This is a genomic window from Roseovarius sp. D0-M9 (genome assembly GCF_037083805.1).
Taxonomy (GTDB): domain Bacteria; phylum Pseudomonadota; class Alphaproteobacteria; order Rhodobacterales; family Rhodobacteraceae; genus Roseovarius.
Map to the genome: position 1 here is coordinate 1 of NZ_JBAPKZ010000127.1, position 942 is coordinate 942.

The window sequence follows — 942 nt, forward strand, 5'->3', positions numbered from 1 at the left end:
GATGGCTGAGGTCTCCGCGTCGGACGCGCCTACCGAAGGCACGAAATATGGGAGCGGCTCAAGCACCGGTGCGCCCGACTACCCACACGGAACGAGAAGGGACCGTTTTTTTATACTTGAGGTGCCTTCAAAAGGATTTTGGTACTCATCCAAATTAGTGAATTCATAGAAGCTATTGATTATCGCGCGAAGATAACCCAGATGTTTTTTAGCATAATCGCTGCTGATGCCTCCGTCATCCACGCGTCTTTGCCAATACCGCAGGTAAATTTTTGCATCCGCCGGTTTGATCTCGACAATTGGCTTGTCGGAAGCCACTTCGGAAAATCCATTGGCGGCCCGTTTAAATTTGTTGATCCAGTGCGTTTTCTGGCGTTTATTTTTGCCTGAGATATCTTGGGGCCTGTATATCTCCATTTGATTGGCGGCTTCAAGAATTGTTGTTTTTGGAGCTTCAAACCCGCCAAGTGTTGCCGCAAATAATGCACTCTCCGCTTTTGGATCGGCTACTTGTACACCGTTTATACGCGTCAGGAGCTCATCCAACGATCCGTGCGCCAACTGATCAACTGAAACGAGTTGGAGGCCAGCGTTCTTCGCTAGCGCAGTTAGTGCTTTAAAGGTTTCCGCAGAGTTGGGTGACTGCTCCCGACTTGCTCGTACCTTTAGCTCTTCCATCCAAATATTTTTGGCTTTCAGAGCCAGAGCCTCTGCCTGTGTACGGCTGTCGGTCCTAAGTGTTTCGTCAATGAACTCGCGTGAGTAGTAGCCCCTGTACCTCTTGGGACATCTCATGCGAAAGTGGTAAATGTTGCCGCGTAGTTTGGTGTATTTTGGGTCCCTTCTCGTTCCGTGTGGGTAGTCGGGCGCACCGGTGCTTGAGCCGCTCCCATATTTCGTGCCTTCGGTAGGCGCGTCCGACGCGGAGACCTCAGCCATCGC

The 942-nt window shown here is 51.1% G+C and carries 1 protein-coding gene; it reads right to left on the minus strand.

What is annotated here, in order from left to right; genetic code table 11:
- Nucleotides 1-78: 78 nt before the first annotated feature.
- A partial coding sequence (locus tag V8352_RS21835) for a DUF6538 domain-containing protein (protein WP_336426356.1) occupies nucleotides 79-942 on the minus strand: 864 nt, incomplete at its 5' end.